The organism is bacterium (assembly GCA_030693425.1).
Classification (GTDB): domain Bacteria; phylum Patescibacteriota; class Minisyncoccia; order Minisyncoccales; family GWA2-46-15; genus GWA2-46-15.
On the sequence record JAUYAM010000002.1, the window covers coordinates 347721 to 367014 of the forward strand.

Genomic DNA, 19294 nt, shown 5'->3' on the forward strand with positions numbered 1-19294 from the left:
AAATTTATATTAAATTTTGTTCTTTTAGACTATAAAATTTGTCTCTAGTAACAATAATGTGATCGAGAAGTTCAATGCCAAAAATTTTAGCTGCCTCTTCTAGACGTCTTGTCAATGCAATATCTTCTGGCGAAGCCTCTAAATTTCCTGACGGATGGTTATGGGCAATTATTATTTGTGCAGCAGAGGATTGAATCGCTTCTTTAAAAACTTCTCGGGGGTGAACAATACTTGCATTAAGCGAGCCCACCGAGATATTACTGATTTTTATCAAATAATTATGTGCATCGAGAGACAACATAACAAAGTGCTCTTTCTTTTCCCGACCGATAGATTTTTGTAAAAAATCAGCTACGGCCTTTGATGAATTAAGCGTAACTTTTTCTGGTATATGTTCTTTAGCAAAGCGTTCAGATACCGCCTGAAAAAGTTTTATACCGAATGTGTTAGATGGACCAATACCTTTAATTTGCTGTAGTTCATCAAACGAAGCATCAAGTACGCCGCGCAATCCTTTAAATATTTTAATTGCTTCTTTTGCCATTTGCTTGCAATCTTTCCGCGGAGTACCCAAGGTCAAAAGTAATTCCACTATTTCATAATCAAGAAATCCATGGAGTCCTGACTGTAAAAATCTACCCCTCAGTCGCTTTCTATGACCAGCACCCACAGGCTTTTCTCTCGGCCTTTCAATTTTAGGCAGGTCTTTTATTCTCATAAATTCTTTATAAATATTTTTTGATTTCTTGAGTGAGGTTTTTTTTGAAATCTTTTAGAATCATCTGATGGCTGGCCGGCAGGAGTTTTTTCAGCTCGGTTTTGAAGTTAGTATTGGAATTTTGAAGCAATTTCAGAACTATTTCTAAATTTTCCTTCGACTTCCAACCGATTCAGTTTTTTTACCATATTGTACCAAAAATGAATCATGTATTTCGATATAACCGGCTGAAAAATAATGTCAATTGGATCAATTTCTCTTCCTTGAGGTTAAATGCCTTGTTTTACGGGATCAAGCAGATCTTTGGAAATCAGTTTTCGCTCTCCAGCTTCAATTTCAGCTGGAAGATGGCCTCGGTGCGGAGCTTGGCCCGGGCCCAGTCTTTTTGTTTTTCGTTCAAAAGCTCACCCATGCCGGCAAGAATACTTCTCTTGTCCGTTTTTTCTAAAAGATCTATGCACTTCTGTAAAAAGTTCTTAAACGGCATTCCAGTCCGCGTTTCAACGATTTCTTTATTAACCGGCCAGTTTTTTTCCAGGAAATACCAGACATCATAAATATCGCGGTTGGTTTTGGTGATTCGTTCGTACATAGCGCAAAGCTTATGGGCAAACATATCCTCCTGCGTCATGACTTTCATGGAGATGCCCAGATACGATTCCACTTTATATTTTGAGCCGAATCCCCGGCGATTAATATCCACTTTGATATTTTGGGCAGCCGGAGTCTTATCGCTGTAGGCAAGCACGAAAGACAGATTGAAGCGCTTTTTCCCGGCTTCTTTGACGACCCCGTATTTCTCCAGGATCTTTCGCGCTTCTTCAAAAACAAAATCTTCTTTGCTTTCTTCAAGCAAATCAAAATCCAAATCAACGGAAAAACGGTCGAGTCCGTAGAACAAATAGGCTGCCGTACCGCCTTTAAAGCCCAAAATCGGCCCGATCGCATGATCCGTGTAAATATCTTTCAGTATCTTGATCAGAATATTTTTGTGTGTGACGATATTGAGCGACATAGGTTTAATTGATTTTGTCTTGAGCCAATTGGTAATATTGCTTGACTTTTTTCTCCATTCTTTTATTGCCGCCATAGATTGGCAGGATTTCATAAACCTTGTTCCAATTTAAAGGGGAAAGATTATCAAAATGGTAATCCTTGCAGAGATAGATGACATCCAAAAAAGCGCGCTCCGGCAAAGCGATGGAATAGTTGTCTCTTTTTTCGATTCCGGCCGGATCGGTTAAAATCTTATCCTTAATCTTTTTATAGGCATAAGCTTGACCGTCAGCCGTTATTTCTCTTGTCAGATAAGAAGCGACGAAGATCTGGCCGTAAAACTGGAAAGTCACTCCCGCTCCACCTAAAACGGTCTCAAAACTGATATACGAAGGACTAAATATCTTTGTCGCTAATTCCAGTTTTTCGTAATTCTTATCCTTAGCATACATGCCCCTTCTAACCGGATATAACTCTCCTTTTTTAATGTAATAACTGATCCGCCTTCTCAATAAGGCAGGGTTGGTTTCGCCTGACGACAAAAGTATCTCTTTAAAAGAGAAAACGGTGTTGTTCGACCTTAAAATGCTCAAAATATCAGCTTTTTCCATGATTTTATAGAGATACGCCTAAAGGTTACACGTAATGTCACCTTTAGTTTAAATCATGCAGAAGTTGAAGTCAACCCCGTAAACTCAAAACCCCGTAGAACAACAGAGTTGTCTACGGGGCTGGCCCCACACAATGCTTTCCACTCCCGAATCCTACGGGTTCGCGTCATGGTGGCGCATATACGGGGCAGGCCCCGTACAAGGCTTTCCACTCCCGAATCTTACAGGTTCGCGTCGTGGTGGCGCATATACGGGGCACGCCCCTCCTTGACGATAAAATCAGAAAACGTGGGAGGTCGGACCTCCTTTGTTTTCAACCGAGGGTTTTCAATCAAAACTAATGATCTTGTGCGAAGCTAAGCTTCGCACAAACTCCCTGAACAATAAAACTGTGTCTCCCTAATTTTCTCCTTGGCTAAGCCAAGGAGAAACTAACTCTAAAGGAGCTAAGCTCCTTTAGATATTATAAGTTGTGCTAAATCGGGCTTAGCGCAAGATCAAAAAAAATCGCCTCTTTGGCGATTGCGGGCAAAGAACATCCTGATTTATTTTTTGATTTTAGAAATAATCCTGTTTACTTTCTCTAGAAGTTCTTTTTTGTCTCCGATCCCGTAATATCCTTCAACTTTTCCGACTACTCCTCCGTCTTTGAAAAATATCAAAGATGGCAATTTTTTGATTTTGTATCGCCTCAATAATCCGTCGTTTTCCTGAACCTCTATTTTCCGGTACTTGATTTTGACGTTTTTGAATAACTCGTTTACCGGCACTGAATGTAAAAGGCATTTGATTGAATCGTGATTGAAAAATTCAACTACCGCCGGCTGCACCGATTCAAGAATTTGAATCTTAAACTTTTCCGCCGGAATGATAAAAGCAGGGCTTTTCGGCTCGCTGCCGTACCGATCAATGAATAAATCCGAAACCCGGCGCGGATCTCTGGCAATTTCGCTTTTTATTCTTTTATAATCTACGGCCGTTCTTGCTACTCTAATGGCGCCAACCGGACAGGATTCTTCACAGAGACCGCAGCTTTTGCATTTCTTATTATCCACCGCAATTGTTCTTCTCTTCCTGTCCCAATAAAAAGCTTTTATTGGACAAACTGCGATTCCGCTGCAATCTTTAGAATTGTCGCAAATTTTAAAATTGATTAAAACAGCCATAAACCTTAATTTTTATCTCCTTAGTTTTCGTCGGCTTTATCCTACCAAAAAACCGCCTAATTGGCGATTTTATGATAAAAACGTATTTACCGATGTTTTTTTAAAAATCGCCTGCGTCTTGTTCTGCTCTTGCAATAATTTTTACTCTTTTTGTTTTTCATAATCTGTTCAGCTAGATTTATGCTTTCTTTTTACCCCAAGATGAAGAAGTGAGCCACAAAATAAATGGCCTCCTGAGTTTGTCTATAGGCCAATCATTGCTCTTAAAAAGCGAAGCTTTTTCTACTCTAAAACGAGAAAGTAAAGGAATAGTCGCTTTCAAGTTTTCGGGAGACAATCTGTTGTGCTCCTCTAAGAACTGCTCTTTATTTAAGTGTTGGTTTATAGCTTTTGGAGCCTTTTTGAATCTTGGAATCATGTTTCGTAGATAAAAAGCAACTCCTAATAACGGTGAGTCGCAAATAGCATTATTGAGTCTTTTCCTTAATGCCAATCTGGCAACTATTTGTAGGCCAAAACTCTCAGAGTCTCTATTTTTATCATACGCCTTTTTTACTAGAAAGCAAGCCCGAGAAAAAACTCTCGGGCAAAAATCGGTGCTCCCCGGATGGGACGATTTTCGAACTTTCATCCAGGGGCAAAGTGAGTATATCTATATACCAGATTTACGGATGCAAACTTAATTTATCAAACTTTACCCTACCGTGCTACTCTCTATTTCAAGAAATGATTCTTAAAAAAACTTCTTCGTAATAGTCTATCATGCGCTGAATGCTGAAATTTTTCTCAATGTGCCTCCTGCAATCTAACCTTTTGATTTTATCAATTTTTTTTACTGCGCCGGCCATGGCTTCCAAATTATTATCTTTTATTATGAATCCTGTTTTTCCTTCCACGACGATTTCGGGAACAGATCCCCTTTCAAAGGCAATCACGGGCGTGCCGCAAGCCATAGATTCGGCCAAGATCAAGCCAAACGGTTCTTCCCACTGGATCGGCACAAGAGTGGCTTTAGCTCGCTGATAATATTTAAAAAGTTCTTGCCGCGGCATAAAACCAAGATATTGAATTTTATCTCCGAGATAAGGAGCGATTTTTTTGTCCCAGTATTCTCCGGTCACCGGCGGGCCAATGATCAATAATTTTTCGCCGGCCATTCCTGCAATTTGGACAGCCTCGGCCAGACCCTTTTCCGGCTGAAGGCGACCGGCAAAAAGTAAATAATCGTCATGGCTTTCGGAAAATGGAAAGGCGTCCAAATCAATACCGTTATAAATGGTAGCCGCATAATTTAAATTAGGGGCGGGTTTGCGCTGGGCGTCGCTGATAGAAATATAATGCTGATTTGGGCTGGCAAACATAGAAAATACCTCCGCCTTCCAAGAATAAATTGGGTCATGAAGTGTATAAAAAACCGGGGTTTCTGGATGAGACAGAGCTAAGGGTAAGGCTCTATCGGCTGGGTGAATATGAAGCAAATCATATTTACCTTTTTCTGCCTCTTCAAACATTTTAGCGATTAAAAATTGGTCCCAAAGATTGAAAATCTTATTGACTTCTGCGTTACCGACATTTTGCCCCTTAGTAATTGCTTCACCTTCCGGCTGGTTTAGCGCTTTCAGCCCAGCCGAAACGACATTGGTTACTTTAACCTTTGTTCCTTCGGGACCGTAAAAATCGACTTCGTGTCCTTTTTTAACCAAGCCCTCGCTTACTTCCACTGCAATGTCCATAGGAGCGTAAACTATTCCTTTTGGCGGAGGAGTAGTGAAATGCCCGGTAACCATTGTGGCAATTCTAAGTTTTTTCATGATAATAATTCATAATAAGCTTTTTCGTAATCATCAACCATCCTTTCTTTGCTGAATCTTTCTTCGACTCGTTTTCTGGCTAAAGCCCGATTAATCTGATTAACTTTCTTCATCGCTTCAACCAACAAACCTATATTGCTGTCGATAACGAATCCGGTTTTGCCATCTTCAATCAACTCAGGCATCGAACCGCGGCGGTAAGCAATCACCGGCGTGCCGCAGGCCATTGATTCTGCCACCACTAAACCAAAAGGCTCTTCCCATTCTATCGGATACAGACAGGCTTTGGCCGGACCATAAAAATCAGAAAGCTGCTGCTCGGTAAGCTCGCCGACATATTTAATTTTTTCATTGAGGTGCGGCTTGATATACGTATCAAAATATTCTACTTGGGTTGGGTCAATTCTGCCGGCTAAAAGTAATCTGACGCCCAATTTTTCTGCCGCGGCAATGGCGTTTTCCACTCCTTTATGTTTATTCATCCGAGCAATCCAGACAAAATGATCACCGCCTTTTTTATTGAATTTAAAATGCGATAAGTCTATTCCATTATAAATAATTCTTGACCGATTTTTCGGAAATTCCAGCATCGCCTGATCTTTGGCCGACTGGCTGATAAAAACGATATTTGTTCTTTTTGCCTCTTCCCTAAAAAGGCGCAAACGATCATCTTTGTTTGCGTCAGCGTTGGTTCTGTAAAGGGGATTGTGCATCGTATGGATTACCGGCGTTTTTGTCAGATTATGGAAAAACAGCGCCCAAAGATCAAGATGAGAATGAATAATATCAAATTTGCCCGCATTAGCCATTTCTATAGCCAAAGAAAGATTGCGCAGGTTCCAGATTGGATTTGACCAGGCGATGTTAGCGTCAAGAAGAGGCTTTTCAAAAACCGAGATTAGTTTTCCTTTAGCCGTTGAGCCGGGTGAGGCAAAAAGCGTTACCTCATGCCCTTTATCTACTAAACCATCGCAAAGCATGGCAACGATTCTTTCAATTCCCCCGTATTTTAATGGCGGGATGGTTATCCAAAGAGGAGCAATTTGGGCTATGCGCAATTTTTTCATACAAATGAATTAAATCAGTTTTTTGTAAATTTCCTCATATTTATCAACCATTTGCTTTAGGGTGAAATTTTGTTCAACATGGGCGCGGCAATCTTTTCGCTTGATAGTATCAATTTTTTTGATAGCTTTGACCATTTCTTCTTTCGTTCCGACAATAAAACCGGTTTTCTTATCCTTAATTATTTCTGGCACTGAGCCGCGGCGGTAAGCAATCACCGGCGTGCCGCAGGCCATGGCTTCAATCATAACAAGTCCAAAAGGCTCCCGGCGGTTAATTGGGTAAAGTAACCCTTTTGCCTTGCTGAGTAATTTGACTTTTTCGTCAAAACCAACTTGACCGACAAATTTAATATTTTCATCATTTAAATGCGGTTGGACTTCGTGTAAAAAATAATTCCATTCTTCGCCACCAACAATATTGCCAGCCACTATTAGCTTAATCCCTGCTTCTTTGGCCATTTGCAGCGCTTGAAGAATGCCTTTTTCTTTATTCAAGCGGCCCAGATAGATAAAATAGTCTTCCGGCGATTCATTAAAGGTGTAATCAGCTGGGTTGATTCCGTTATAAACCACATCAATTATTGGAATATTGTTTTCTTCAGCGCTTTGACGCTGGTCTTGGGAAATAGCGCAAAATTTCATCTGGCTATTGTAGTATTTAAAAACTTCGATGGTGACTGGATCTAATGGTCGGTGCAACGTAGTTAAAATCGGAGTTTTATTGGTTTTATTATTAATCAGCGATAAAGGGAACATAAAAAAATCAAAATGATTATGAATCAAATCAAAATGATGCATTTGGCTAGAGATTTTTTTAAGAGCCAGACTAATATAAGCATGGGGACTACGCAATCCTTTTTGCAGCCAAATCCCTTTTTCTGTTAAAGGAATTAATTTTGCCGATGTTTTTGAATCGCCGGAAGCAAAAAGAGTGATATCGTAATCTCTCGCTACTAATTCTTCAGTAAGCAAAGATAATACTAACTCAATGCCGCCGTAAGTTTTCGGTGGTACTGGAATCCAAAGCGGAGCTAGTTGAGCTATCTTTGTTTTTTTCATTGTATTTTTATTCTATCAAAAAACTGCTCTCTTGTCTCTTCGAACCTGAGCCTCAGAGCCGAAGGCCTGAGCCACATCGAAGGATTGGCGATTCTTTTGGCTTGCCAAATGGGACGATTTTCCTTGTCCCGCCGAAGCCCTTCGATAAACTCAGGGCGAAGGAGGAAAATCTTTAAGTGGGCTGTAACTAGTTGCTTGGCCCGGCCAAGCAACCGCCCAGAAATTCAGGCAAGGCGAGGCCTTATGTACCGTGTTGTTAAAAAGAAAAGCTCGGCGGCAACGAACTGATGACGCTATGCCGAGCTTTTAGTGGTGGTTGGAAAGAAGCTTTGTTATTGTTCGCTGAACAATTTCTATGGTTTGTTCAGTAAATTCCGGGTTGAGATCGTATTGTTTTAATTTTACGACCCTAACCTCTATTTTCTCAGGACCAGCAATAAGCTTTATGAGATAGCCGTGGTTAAACCGCGTCCTTTTTCTCACTATTGCTAATCCTGTGGTAACGGGCCAGACAATAACGCTTGATCCAAGATTTTTGCGTAGTTCTGGCTCAAAGTGAGCCAGAACCTTCTCAGCTCCCTTCCAACCGTAGGGGTTGGATATCTTAACCATATTTCACCTCCTTTCCGTGAAAGGATTAAGACACTGGCTTCATTATACGGCATTTCGCGGGCAAAGAAAAACCCGGCTAGAAAAACTTCTGAAAGACGCCGGCCAAAGAGGGAAAAACGGTTGAAAATGAACTCAAAACCCCAGAGCAGTCACATTTAACGTGACGCCGCGGGGCAAGCCGCCATTGCCGGCTAAAAACGACTGAAAAAGACCGGACTAATTTCGGTAGACAAAAACAATAAATTCTGCTAATACTGATAAGAAACAAAACAATTTCTGAATTGCGGAGGAGGCGCTAATGAACAGAAAAACGATTGTTCAAACTATCTCTAGAGAGATAGGACAAACCAAACAAAGACTTCAAGAACTGGCCAATGATAAAAGGGATGGCGAAGGCCCGAGAACCAGCTGGCACGACCAGACCCACCTCGACGTCGAAAGGGCTATTGAGGATAGCCAACGGCATCTGGCAAGGTGCCTCAGGGTTCTCGCTTCTGTGCAGGGCCACGAATCGTCTATGGTTATTAGCGACGGTTCGCTGGTTAATCTCTCTATCGACGGAGAAAGAGGAGATTACGTTATCGTCGAAAGAGAAGACGGAGGCGCCATAGGCAACGTACTTGTCCTTTCGTCCCAGTCCCTGATCGGAGGAGCGATCTGGAACAAACCGCGGGGCGAGCACAAGGTGCGAACGTCTAGCGGTCTAGTCCGGGTCAAAATCTTAGAAGTCTCATAATATAAAAACCGGCAAGGAGAACCGGTTTTTATTGTTCCCATTATTTTCTGTTTAGTCTTTCAAAAGCTTTAAGAACGTAATTTTTAACGTTGATGTTATGAAAATCAAAACTGTCAATTTCTTCCGGCCCTATCCATTTGACGTCAGCTGTTTCTTCCGTGACTTTCGGCTCCCCTGATTTGTAATGGCATAGAAAAACCATGGCGATCACCTGTAATTTGTCTTCATTATGCTCAAAGGTATTGTTGGCGATCAGCTCCATCTCATTCTCAATCTCAATCCCGGCTTCCTCTAAAGCCTCTTTTTTTGCAGTCTCCTGCAAGGCGTTGTGGACAACGCCGGTAAACTCTAATTTACCGCCAGGAACCGACCAGGTGCCGGCACCGTGCTTTTCCTGCCAGCCACGCTGAACAAGGAGAACCTTGTTCTCCCTGTTAACAATAATGGCGTTGACGACTACTGAATATTTCTGTTCTTCTGGCATATTTTTTATTTACTGGAGTAAGCGCACTCCCGTTTTATTAATTCTACATCTTTATGGTTGAAAATGCCTTTTTCCAAACCGGCCTGGCACAGCCCGTCAAGATCAGAAAGATAAACAATCCTCAGTTTAGTCATAAACTCTTTCATCTGGGGCAGGTAGCTGAAAATCGCGCAAACTTCTGCGTTATAGCCGGCTGCCTGCAACTCCTCGACATTGGCCGTGCTGATTTTGCCTTCGCCGATAACGTCATCAATAACCGTGACAAGACTGCCCTTGGCATCCGGCAAACTGCCGACGAATCGATGGCCGAGACCGTATTCTTTTGACTCTTTACGGAAGAAAATCAGCGGTTTTCTTAAAATATCGGCTACAACGGCAGCATAATAGTTTGCCCCGCTTTCAATGCCACAAATACAGACTGATTCAGGACTTACTAAAGAAGCTAATTGTTCAGCTAAATAACGTCTGACTTTAAAATCTTTTGTCGTGCTTTTAATATTTACAACCAAGGGCGTCATTACGCCCGGCTGGACTTCAATATAATTCTTGGTGCTGTAATTCACTACATCAGGAGTTTTCAATAGCAAGTCCTCGGTTTTTACTTTTGCTTCCTGACTCATTCTTATACAAAGTTATTTAATATTCTCGGTTTTCTAATATTAAAATATGGTCGGGGGGAGGGGTAGAGGTCTCTCCCCCGACAAGGCCTAATCTGTCATGAACGGCCAGAGAAGAAACGAGAAACGCCGGGCCTTTTCCTGGAGCTGCGACAGTGTGCCAATGTTTTCCACTGAGATGTCTGCCGCGGCCAAGATTTGTTCTAGACCCATGTCAACCGACTCGTCATTCTCCAACCTTTCGAATTCCTCCTTGGTACCTAACGGAATCTTTCCTCTCACCTTTAACCGCTCGAAGCGATCGTCAGGCGTCGAGGTGACTTTGACGACAAGAAGGTCGGGAAAAAGCTTTCGCAAGTATTCCAGCTCGAACCAGTAGCGAAGCCCATCAAGAACAAGAAATTGCTTAGGGCTTTTCTCCGGTTCAGCCAGAACGTATTCTACCTGCCACATGCGGTTTCTCCCATACCATTCTTTTGCCAGGGCATGGATATTGTCGTGGGTCACTTTCAACCCGCGCCTTCCCACCTCCTCTACCATAGGTTTGCTGAGCACACAGTGGCACTCAGGGGAAAGTCCCATCACCTGGACAAATGTACTTTTGCCGGCACCTGACCGGCCGACGACAACGACTAACATATCAGCCTCCTTTGCTTTAGTTAGTTATTCATACCATCAATTCTGACTTCAAAACCATCCTTTTTTCAAAAAAATTGATCGCGTAGTAAAAACTAAGACCCATTATGCTGGAAATGGCAACGGCCGCAAGAACTAAAGCGGTATTCATATTATAATAACTCGAGATTATCAGAAAACCCAAGCCCTTATTGGAACTGATGAATTCACCGACCAATGCCCCGATTACCGACAAAGAACTTGAAACCTTGAAAGCGGCAAATAGATAAGGCATTATCGCCGGCAGAATCAGCATCTTTGTCAGCTGTTTCCTGTCAGCGGCATAAACCCTAAAAAGCGCCAGCAAATCCCGATCCAAGCACTTAATCCCCCGAAGAACATTGACCAGAGCCGGAAAAAAGCAGATCAGCATCGCCGTCACTATTTTAGAAAAGACGCCCGGTCCGAACCAAATTATTAAAAGCGGGACAATGGCAATAATCGGCATCGTCTTGATAACAATGGCTATCGGCATGACAACGTCTTCCAATTTATTGTGAAAAGCGATCAGAAGCGCAATCAGAATGCTGATCAGATTGGCTAATAAAAAACCAGTAAAGGATTCCAGAAACGTAATAACCGCGTTAAAAGAAATAATCTCGATGTTTCCGATCAAAACGTTAAAAACTTCAAGGGGCGAAGGCAAAATATAGGCGGGAAAGCTGAAAAACTGCACCAGTAAATGCCAGCTCAGAAAAAAGACGACGACACTTATTATTTTCGGAAAAACCTTATTCATTGATCAGTTCCTGTTTAATGATCTTAATGTAATTGATGAATTTTTCAGAAAGGGTAATCGCTTCATTCCTGTTTTCGAAATCAATACTAAATATTTTTTTGACCTTAGACGGCCTCGGGGTTAAAACTATCACCTTTTCAGCCAGATAGACTGCTTCGGCGAGCGAATGAGTGACCATTATGGTAGTCTTATTCGTCTGACCGTGGATCTCCAGCAAATAATCGTGCATTTTGGCGCGATTGATCTCGTCAATACAAGAAAATGGTTCATCGAGCAAAAGAATATCCGGGTCCAGAATCAGCGCTCTGACAATAGAAACCAGCTGTTGCATGCCCCCGGATAACTCGTAAGGCATTTTTAGAGAAAGACCACCAAGCTTTACTTTCTCCAATAAATGATAAGCTCTTTGCTCGTCCTTAATTCCGGCAATTTCCTGAGGCAAGGTAATATTTTGGATGACATTCCGCCAGGGCAAAAGAGTTGGCTTTTGGAAGACATATCCTATTTTCCTGTTCTTTTTCACTTCTTTCGGGGCTTTTCCTTTTATCTTAATTGTCCCGGAATAATCTTCCGTTACTCCTCCGAGAAGATTCAGAAGAGTCGTCTTGCCGCAGCCAAACGGGCCGACAACAGAAACAAAATCGCCTTCGTCAACAGAAAAATTCAAATCTTGTAAGGCGTAAAATCCTTTGGCGTATTCTTTGGTTACAGACTTAACTTCAATAAAGTCCATTGCCTAATCAAGAAAATCATTAGTAAAAACCTTGTCTATCTCCACTCGGTTTTTCATTATTTCCTGGTTCAATAACATTTCCTGAATGGATTCCCAGACATTTTTGTCCGAATAGCCGATTTTCCCTCCGGCGTTGATTAAAGGAACGCTGAGCTCAAAGAATTTCGTCTGGTGTTCCCTATCAAGGGTATTATTCATCAGCATCACCTCGTCTATGGCTTCAGTGGGATTGGCTAAAGCGCTTTCCCATCCTTTGATGGTCGCCTGAACAAAAGCTCTAACTGCTTCTGGACGCTCCTTGATCATTTTTTCCGTCGTGAACAAGGTATCGGCATAGAAATTAATTCCGTAATCTCTGGGCTTTATCAAATTAACCTCAAATCCTTCTTGCTCCAGCAGAATCGGCTCGTTAATTTCATAAAGTACCTGGGCGTCAAACTGTCCTGTCGTAAGTTGGGAAATCCCGGCAATGACCGGAACCTCCTCGATTTTTTTAGTATCAATATTCTCTTTCGCCAATAAGGCCCGATAAATAATTTCCTCGTCTCGGCCGTAGACAACTCCTACTTTCTTCCCCTCAAGATCTTTGGGAGCAATAATGTTTTTGTCCTTTAGAGATCCTATCTATGGCCACGGGAGATTGCTTGTATATTACCGCCAAGGCGACTATCGGCACTCCTTTTTCTCTAGCCAACAGAATCTGATCTGCGCCCGTAATGCCGAAATCATTCACTCCGGTGACAACCATCTGAACCGGAGAAATATCAGGGCCCCCAGGATAAATCCCTACGTCCAAACCATTTTCCGCATAGAAACCAAGCTTATTTGCCATATAAAAACCTGAGAACTGAGCCTGGTTAATCCACTTTAGCCTTAAAGAGACTTTCTTGGACTCTTCCTGGGCTCCCGGCCAGTATTTCATGCCCACCGTTATTAAGATGATTGTGAGTAAAAGACCTAAAAACAAAAATACGTATTTCAGTTTTTTCGTCATGTTTTTATTAAATTACCTCTTATTATAAAAATGACTGGCTACGCTAACTTAAGTAATATAACAGATATTAAGGCTTTTGTCAACTAAGCCGTGGGCGCCCGTGGAAATGCTGTCAATCTTGATTCTTTCTCTTTCTCCATTTTTATTCTACCAAAAAACCCTGCCTACCGGTAGGCAGGCGCCTCTTTGGCGATTATCCGGCTGTTTTTATCCAAGGGAAAGCTATATTCACTAAGGATAAACAATTTTGTGATAGCCGTACTTTGCCAGGAACGGTTCAATGTCAGAGTACGCTTTGCCCGCCAATATGCCGCCGGCAAAAGCTTTTTCCTGGGTAACGTCTGCCAGGCAAAAGTCGGGCATTTGGAAACTATTCTTCTTTTCGCTTGAGTCAAACTCAAAATCAACCGCGACCAGACCCTCCAAATCGTCTTTGTAAACATCAATTTCCGCGGTTCGGTTTTCGAAGTTATAGTAATGCCGGATTTTCCTGAATCTTTTCCCTTTAATCCTTGAGAGTTCCTGATACTCTGTTTCTGACAGGAAAATTGTTTGTTCGTGCTGCTCCGAGGAATCAGTGCCGGCCAAAGGCATCTTTTTGGTCATCTCGAAACTATCCCCTCTTTTCCTGATTCTCAAAACAGGGTGTTCTGCAGACGCGGGAATATAAATATCGATAATTTCTGTTGAATTCGATTTTTCGAAACCCTCCGGCAGTCTCTTTGCCAAAAAGGTTCTTTCTAATTCTATTTCCATATTCTTTACTCTATCAAAAAACCCTGCCTACCGGTAGGCAGGCGCTTCTTTGGCGATTTTTGGCAAGTCTTTTATTCTCATTCCGTTATTTCACTCTATGTTAAAATAAATTTCCCGTCAATTTTACCCCAAAATTAACTCAAAACCCCGCACAGCGACAGAGTTGCGTACGGGGCAGGCTCCTCCTTGACGATAAAATCAGAAAACGTGGGAGGTCGGACCTCCTTTGTTTTCAATGTGTTCTATGGCTACAGTTTTTAACATAGTTTTTTCTCTGCTCCTGGTATATAATTAATAGACATACTGGTATATGATTATAAAAGGAATATACAACTTCAAAAATATGAACAAAAAAACTTTCTTTTTATTAGGCGCTATTGTTTTACTGATAGCGTTCGGCGTTGGCGGTTATTTTATCTGGAATAAATGGAAAATCATCTCTGGCAAAAACGCCATAAATAAAGCCGGCGAGACGGCGAACAAAATAATTGAGACTGCGCTCAAAGGCGTTTTGCCCGAGATGGGCGTCAATCCTTTAGAAAACAAACCGGATATCAACCCGGCCGATAAATTCAATCCTTTTAAAAATATTAAAATCAATCCCTTTGAATAAAAATATGAAAACGAAACATCTCGCCAGTTTTATTATCCTAGGTTTTTTAATAATCGGCTCAACCGTTTTAACCGGCCGGACATTTGCCGAAGAAACAACCAAAACGATAAACGTCCAGTATCCGGTCAATGAACTGGGTGGTTGTAAAAATGAAACTGACTGTCGTTTTTACTGTGACAAACCGGGAAATGCGGAGGCCTGCTTGGACTTTGCCCAAGAGAACAATTTAATGTCTGAAGGAGAAATCAATGCGGCTAAAAATTTTCTGAAAATTGATGAAAATGGTCCGGGCGGATGCAAGGGAAAAGAAGAATGCGAAGAATATTGCAGTAATACGAACCATATTGATGAATGTATTTCTTTTGCTGAAGAAAACAACTTAATACCGCCGGAAGAATTAGAAGAAGCGAGAAAAGTCCAAGCCGCGATTAGAAGAGGTTTCAATCCGCCTCCTTGCGGCAATAAAAAACGATGCGATATTTACTGCGACCAACCGGAACATATGGAAGAATGCATTACTTTCGGCATAGAAGCCGGTTTTATCCAGGGCGAAGAGCTTAATAACGTTCAAAAAATGCTGGCCGCCATTAAAAAAGGCGTAAAACCGCCTCCCTGCCGAGGCAAAGAGGCCTGCGATAAATATTGCGGCGAGCCCGACAATATGGAGGTCTGCATGACTTTTGCCATGGAAGCTGGTTTTATGACCGAGCAGGAAAAAGCCGACTCCCAAAAAATGCTCCAGGCGCTCAAAAAAGGAATCAAGCCGCCTAATTGCCGAGGCAAAGAAGAATGCGATGTTTATTGCGGCCAGGAAGAGCATTTTGAAGAATGTATAAATTTTGCTGAAGCGGCTGGCTTTATGACTTCAGAAGACGCGGCAATGGCCCGCAAAACAAAAGGCAAGGGCCCGGGCGGCTGCAAAAATAAGGAGGAATGCGAGGCGTTCTGCAATAATCCTGATAATCAAGAAGCATGTTTCAATTTTGCCAAAGAAAACGGAATGATACCGGAAGAAGACCTAAGACAAATGGAAGAAAGCAAGCAGAAGCTCCAGGAGTCGCTGAACCAGGCGCCGCCGGCCGTGCTCGATTGCCTGAACTCGGTTCTGGGCAGCGACATGGTGGAAAAGATAAAGAGCGGCCAGGCGCTACCGCCGAGAGAAACCAACGACCAGATGCGCGCCTGTTTTGAAAAGATGAGGTCGCCGGCCGGAGAGGAAGGCCAGGGACAGATGCCGCCAGGACAAACCGGCCCGGACGGCCCTAATGGCCCGGCCGGGCCTCAGGGCTGCCAAAGCCCTACCGAATGCCAGGCTTTTTGCGAGAATAATCCTCAAGAGTGCCAAAACTTCGGGCCGCAATCAGAAGGGCCGACCCGACCCGAAGAACCTAACTCTCCAATGCCTCCCAATCAGCAGCTACCGATAGAAAACCCTCCGCCTCCGGAAAATCCGCCTCCGTCAAACGAAAATCCTCCGGCCGGCTTATTCGGCCCGAACTCCCTACTTGGATCAGTCGCGAATATTTTCCTCAAGATATTCAATCAATAGCAAAAACCCCGTATAACGCTTTCCACTCCCGAATCCTACGGGTTCGCGTCGTGGTGGCGCGTATACGGGGCAGGCCCCGCACAACGCTTTCCATTCCCGAAGCTTACAGCTTCGCGTCATGGTGGCGCGTATACGGGGCAGGCCGCCCGGCCAAGAAACTTCCCTACTTTTTGGAAACCTTTTTAACCGATTTTTTAGCTTTAACGGCTGGAACCATGGCTTCTATTGCTTTAATAAGCCGGTCCATATTTACATTCAATATTTCCAATTGTTTTTTCAACCCATCATTATTTCCTTTACTAATGTCACCTCCAAAATCTGGTTTGAGAGGAGCCTTGTAGCTGTCATAACTCTTTTGCGGAAATCTATCCCCGCCCCTATTGCCGGTTTCTTTTTTGCCTCCAAAACAAGCATTGCAATACACTGGCTTGCCGCTAGTCGGCCTGAAAGGCACCTCGCATGGCTTTCCGCATTGGTCGCAAATCGCTTGATGTATGGTAACCGGGCCGCGATCTCTGCCCCCGCCAAATCCGCCTCGCCTGCCGAATCCGCCCCCATGGCCACCGAAACGTTTCTCACCGCCTCTTTTAAAATCTCCCATATGTTTATATATTAGTTATTTATGCTTTCTTTTGTTTGCCCTAGCTTCAAGCATAAGCCGCTTTATCGCTAGGCGCTTTTTAGTTTTGTGAGAATGCGATTTTTTATGCTTTCCGATTCCCGTTTCTCTTTTTGCCATGTGAGTATTTTATTAATGTGTTTAAATGTGGCTTTATGCTTCGACGAATACTTCATTTTGTTTTGGGCTTCCAGGACAGGTAACGATCCTCGTTGCGAGGTTTCATTCGGAGGGTAACGCTTTTACTGAAGAGTTTTCCTGTTTTAGATCGAATTACCAGTTCCACATCCGAGTCGCCATGGTTAGACAAGACATACTGGAAATAGGGATCCCTGGAACGATAGAGCGACTGATTGCCTGAGCGCCCATAGCTGACAATGGGCCAGTTGCTGGCAATCTTGCCATTGATTTTCATCAGGGCATCCCCGGACTTTATGCCTTGTTCTGCTGCCACCGAAAACGGTTCTACGTAACGGATGACGCGCCAGTCCGAAGGATTAAACCCAAGCCCCAGCCCGCCGTAACGAACGCGGCGCGCATAGCATTTGGAAGATTTGGCGGCTCGGTCCGAAAACTGGCCCATCAGCTCGTCAAATATAACCGGTGCGATTCCGCGGATATCCGGATTAAGCCCTTCGTGATCCGCTTCGCCAACCCAGATCAATGGCGGGATTTCCAGTTTTTCGCCTTTCACTAACTTGGCGTGGTTTAGAAAGTTGAGCCTGATATTGCTGTAATAACTGACTGTGGTGTAGCCGGGCGTCGTCTGCGAGCTTATGACCGGCACCGCTGAAGTGAACCCGCCTACATTCCAGCCGATCATGCCGGTGGTCCAGACATACTTTGTTTCCGTGCTGGTAACCGTGGTCGGCGGCGTATACTGTTCCTTTTTACCGATAAAGAAATCCATGCTGATGATGGTTTGCGGATCCTTGGTGGCGCGCATCAGCCTATGCGTCTGCAAGACTTTTTCCAGCTGCAAGAATAGTTCTTTTTCCAGAAGCGGGTTCGTCTTGCTGGTGTAGTCAAAATCAAAGGTCTTATAATCGGCAAGGGATTCTTCGGCGTCCCTATAGACCCGGATATTGACTTCTTCGGTGGGAAAGGCAACGGGAAAGAAGTCCTGGGCATTGGAACCTGCAGCCTGGTTCCCCAATGTGCTCACAATATTGGCCTCGAAAGTATATGAAGAGTTTCCCATGCTGTCCAACGAATTCCGGATTATATAAATCCTGCGATTTATGCGGCTGAGAAGAATAGAGTACACAACCAATCCTATCACCGCATAAACGATATAAGCATCATTTTTCAGGAATATATCAAGGGCATTTTCAGGCCCCTCTGAGAAAATAAAAACTGCGACTAGCAGTAATGGGATCGTTATAAAAAGCGCTTTTACAACCCTATAAAACAACAAAACAACTTCTGTAAATGATTTTTTAATAGACATGATTTTTAACTATGAATTATTATTTATGTATTATACGATAATGAAAACAAAATCGCTAACTTGACTCCCCTGGTTGGACAACGCTTAACCCCGTAGTTCCCGCTGAAAGCGGGATACTACTGGGGTTAGAACCTGTTTTGCAACGGAATACAAATATTCCCGTTAAAACACTTATCTTCACCGCAATCACAGCTTTTTACCTGATGACTGTTGGTTGGCGAACAACCACAGGCGCCGATTAAACATGAATTCGGAAAATCGCTAGTTGAATTGCAACACAATGATGTCTTAATGCTTCCTCCCGAAAGCACGCAAGTTTGTTCTTTTTGGGTTTGATAAAACCAAAAGCCTATTCCGATGATGACGGCTGTTATAATTAAGGCAAAGGTGATTTTTTTAGACATTTATTATTGCTTAATTAATGGCTTTATTCTATCAAAAAACCACCTCTCCGCCAACTGGCGGATAAAAGGCGATTTTGTCAGCTCGCTTAGCGAGACAGCTTTCGAACATTTAATTAGGAGAAAGCGTTTCCTTCTCCCGAGCTTGTTGTTAGTCAAGTAAGGCAATTATTAGCTTTGGCTTAGTTTACCCCACTATGCTACTCACTATTGTTTGGGAATAAAAAAAAGAACCCCCTCTCTCTTTGCAGCTTTAACTACATTAAGAGGAGGGGCCTTTGTTCCTTATGCGTCATCTAAAGCGCATTTATCGGAACAGTAAACTGCGACATGCGTTGGATGAAGCGGTTTATTGCAGGCTGGATTCATGCATCTTCTTCCGTTGGGATGGTCTTTGGGGGTTAACCATCCTCTATCATTACATGCCTGGCATCCATTTCCTCCACATCCATCACATTGTACAGAGTCAACCGGATAGGTCTTGTCTTTTGGAATGTCCATGAGATTTCTCCTTTAGTAAAGGGCTAGAAAACATTTAACAACATTTATATATTACACAAACTTTAAAAATTGTCAAACAAAAACCTAAAACCTTGAACTTTTTGGCTCCCCTGGTTGGACAACGCTAAAACCTTGTCCGTCTTTATAAATAGCAAGGATCTTGTCGTTGCAACAAGATCCTTACCCAACTATCCCCTTTGCTGGGGAGAGGCAAGCATAGGTTTTATGTTGGTCCTTGATAAATCTCGTTCGAATCGAGACGTATCCCTGGACGTACCCTAGGGCACAAATTACTCCATTCTCCCTCAATGTCTGACTCACGATGTAAAGGTCTGCCGGCGGTGTCTCCTCTCTCCTGCCACCGGGATCATTGAGGTATACCTAGGA

The 19294-nt window shown here is 43.0% G+C and carries 24 protein-coding genes; 3 read left to right on the top strand and 21 right to left on the bottom strand.

The window, feature by feature from the left end:
- Positions 1–4 precede the first annotated feature (4 nt).
- The 10 genes from radC to Q8N16_02375 form a co-directional block, all read right to left on the bottom strand.
- Complete coding sequence (gene radC, locus Q8N16_02330; GenBank protein MDP3093578.1) at positions 5–718, bottom strand: DNA repair protein RadC; 714 nt, start codon at positions 716–718, stop codon at positions 5–7.
- Between the two features lie 7 nt (positions 719–725).
- Positions 726–848, bottom strand: coding sequence for a hypothetical protein (locus Q8N16_02335; protein ID MDP3093579.1), 123 nt, complete (start codon positions 846–848; stop codon positions 726–728).
- Between the two features lie 180 nt (positions 849–1028).
- The gene (locus Q8N16_02340; protein MDP3093580.1) at positions 1029–1733 is read right to left on the bottom strand and encodes a nucleotidyl transferase AbiEii/AbiGii toxin family protein; all 705 of its coding nucleotides are present in this window, start codon (positions 1731–1733) and stop codon (positions 1029–1031) included.
- A gap of 4 nt (positions 1734–1737) precedes the next feature.
- On the bottom strand, positions 1738–2325 hold the full coding sequence (locus tag Q8N16_02345; protein MDP3093581.1) for a type IV toxin-antitoxin system AbiEi family antitoxin domain-containing protein: 588 nt from the start codon (positions 2323–2325) through the stop codon (positions 1738–1740).
- 545 nt (positions 2326–2870) lie between these two features.
- Positions 2871–3491 carry a thioredoxin domain-containing protein gene (locus Q8N16_02350; protein MDP3093582.1) on the bottom strand — a complete coding sequence of 207 codons (621 nt, stop codon included), beginning with the start codon at positions 3489–3491 and terminating at the stop codon, positions 2871–2873.
- A gap of 178 nt (positions 3492–3669) precedes the next feature.
- Entirely contained in the window at positions 3670–3909 is a 240-nt protein-coding gene (locus Q8N16_02355) for a hypothetical protein (protein MDP3093583.1), read from the bottom strand.
- Positions 3910–4210: 301 nt separating this feature from the next.
- Entirely contained in the window at positions 4211–5302 is a 1092-nt protein-coding gene (locus Q8N16_02360; GenBank protein ID MDP3093584.1) for a glycosyltransferase family 4 protein, read from the bottom strand.
- Positions 5299–6369: a glycosyltransferase family 4 protein gene (locus Q8N16_02365; protein MDP3093585.1), complete on the bottom strand. Its 1071-nt coding sequence runs from the start codon at positions 6367–6369 to the stop codon at positions 5299–5301. The genes Q8N16_02360 and Q8N16_02365 overlap by 4 nt, the downstream gene beginning before the upstream one ends.
- A gap of 9 nt (positions 6370–6378) precedes the next feature.
- Positions 6379–7428: a glycosyltransferase family 4 protein gene (locus Q8N16_02370; protein ID MDP3093586.1), complete on the bottom strand. Its 1050-nt coding sequence runs from the start codon at positions 7426–7428 to the stop codon at positions 6379–6381.
- A 306-nt stretch (positions 7429–7734) separates the two neighbouring features.
- Positions 7735–8040 (bottom strand): hypothetical protein, encoded by a 306-nt coding sequence (locus Q8N16_02375; GenBank protein ID MDP3093587.1) that lies wholly within the window; start codon positions 8038–8040, stop codon positions 7735–7737.
- Between the two features lie 298 nt (positions 8041–8338).
- Here Q8N16_02375 and Q8N16_02380 point away from each other — a divergent pair, with 298 nt between their 5' ends.
- A complete protein-coding gene (locus tag Q8N16_02380) occupies positions 8339–8776 on the top strand; it encodes a hypothetical protein (GenBank protein MDP3093588.1) in 438 nt (145 codons plus the stop codon).
- A 40-nt stretch (positions 8777–8816) separates the two neighbouring features.
- On the opposite strand, the gene Q8N16_02385 is transcribed toward Q8N16_02380, so the two are convergent.
- The 8 genes from Q8N16_02385 to Q8N16_02420 all read right to left on the bottom strand — a co-directional run bounded on the left by Q8N16_02385 (position 8817) and on the right by Q8N16_02420 (position 13774).
- Positions 8817–9260: an NUDIX domain-containing protein gene (locus Q8N16_02385; protein MDP3093589.1), complete on the bottom strand. Its 444-nt coding sequence runs from the start codon at positions 9258–9260 to the stop codon at positions 8817–8819.
- 5 nt (positions 9261–9265) lie between these two features.
- Complete coding sequence (locus Q8N16_02390; protein MDP3093590.1) at positions 9266–9880, bottom strand: hypothetical protein; 615 nt, start codon at positions 9878–9880, stop codon at positions 9266–9268.
- An 87-nt stretch (positions 9881–9967) separates the two neighbouring features.
- Positions 9968–10516: an AAA family ATPase gene (locus tag Q8N16_02395; protein MDP3093591.1), complete on the bottom strand. Its 549-nt coding sequence runs from the start codon at positions 10514–10516 to the stop codon at positions 9968–9970.
- A gap of 28 nt (positions 10517–10544) precedes the next feature.
- Positions 10545–11291 carry an ABC transporter permease gene (locus tag Q8N16_02400; GenBank protein MDP3093592.1) on the bottom strand — a complete coding sequence of 249 codons (747 nt, stop codon included), beginning with the start codon at positions 11289–11291 and terminating at the stop codon, positions 10545–10547.
- A complete protein-coding gene (locus tag Q8N16_02405; GenBank protein ID MDP3093593.1) occupies positions 11284–12024 on the bottom strand; it encodes an ABC transporter ATP-binding protein in 741 nt (246 codons plus the stop codon). Before Q8N16_02405 ends, Q8N16_02400 begins: the two co-directional genes overlap by 8 nt.
- Positions 12025–12027: 3 nt before the next feature.
- A complete protein-coding gene (locus Q8N16_02410) occupies positions 12028–12621 on the bottom strand; it encodes an ABC transporter substrate-binding protein (GenBank protein ID MDP3093594.1) in 594 nt (197 codons plus the stop codon).
- The gene (locus Q8N16_02415; GenBank protein ID MDP3093595.1) at positions 12602–13018 is read right to left on the bottom strand and encodes an ABC transporter substrate-binding protein; all 417 of its coding nucleotides are present in this window, start codon (positions 13016–13018) and stop codon (positions 12602–12604) included. The genes Q8N16_02410 and Q8N16_02415 overlap by 20 nt, the downstream gene beginning before the upstream one ends.
- Before the next feature lie 231 nt (positions 13019–13249).
- Positions 13250–13774: a hypothetical protein gene (locus Q8N16_02420; GenBank protein MDP3093596.1), complete on the bottom strand. Its 525-nt coding sequence runs from the start codon at positions 13772–13774 to the stop codon at positions 13250–13252.
- 343 nt (positions 13775–14117) lie between these two features.
- Here Q8N16_02420 and Q8N16_02425 point away from each other — a divergent pair, with 343 nt between their 5' ends.
- Positions 14118–14387, top strand: coding sequence for a hypothetical protein (locus Q8N16_02425; GenBank protein MDP3093597.1), 270 nt, complete (start codon positions 14118–14120; stop codon positions 14385–14387).
- A gap of 4 nt (positions 14388–14391) precedes the next feature.
- Positions 14392–15936, top strand: a complete 1545-nt coding sequence (locus Q8N16_02430; protein MDP3093598.1) for a proline-rich domain-containing protein — start codon at positions 14392–14394, stop codon at positions 15934–15936.
- Between the two features lie 163 nt (positions 15937–16099).
- On the opposite strand, the gene Q8N16_02435 is transcribed toward Q8N16_02430, so the two are convergent.
- The 3 genes from Q8N16_02435 to Q8N16_02445 are packed head-to-tail and all read right to left on the bottom strand — an operon-like array spanning position 16100 to position 17756.
- Positions 16100–16537 (bottom strand): hypothetical protein, encoded by a 438-nt coding sequence (locus Q8N16_02435; protein ID MDP3093599.1) that lies wholly within the window; start codon positions 16535–16537, stop codon positions 16100–16102.
- Between the two features lie 15 nt (positions 16538–16552).
- Positions 16553–16675: a hypothetical protein gene (locus Q8N16_02440; GenBank protein MDP3093600.1), complete on the bottom strand. Its 123-nt coding sequence runs from the start codon at positions 16673–16675 to the stop codon at positions 16553–16555.
- 52 nt (positions 16676–16727) lie between these two features.
- A complete protein-coding gene (locus tag Q8N16_02445) occupies positions 16728–17756 on the bottom strand; it encodes a hypothetical protein (protein ID MDP3093601.1) in 1029 nt (342 codons plus the stop codon).
- Between the last annotated feature and the right edge of the window lie 1538 nt (positions 17757–19294).